Source organism: Dellaglioa sp. CoH-56-MRSF-10, from assembly GCF_056782175.1.
In genome coordinates, this window is the sequence record NZ_JBXAYF010000164.1 from 1 (window position 1) to 234 (window position 234).

General features: G+C 65.4%; 1 protein-coding gene. It reads left to right on the plus strand.

What is annotated here, in order from left to right:
- Positions 1-196: hypothetical protein (locus AC1RP4_RS08135; protein ID WP_481763299.1), on the plus strand; the 196-nt coding region annotated here is incomplete at its 5' end.
- Between the last annotated feature and the right edge of the window lie 38 nt (positions 197-234).

A 234-nucleotide genomic window follows, 5' to 3' on the forward strand; every position in this document is an offset into this window, starting at 1 on the left:
GGCCCAGTTCGCGAACCGGTACCCGGATGGCACGACTGAAGTTTTCGCCGGCCCGGTCTCTTATGGCGCTTACTTCGTGGCCGGTCACATGGTGGGTGTGCTGGCCCGGGTCGGCAGCCCCCAGATGCGCAACACCGCGGTGAACGGCAACACCGGAGCTGTCCTGACCGCCCTCGTCCCCCGAGAAGGTCAATGAGTAAGTTCTCTCGCTTGGTCGGGTCGGCAGCCGTCAGC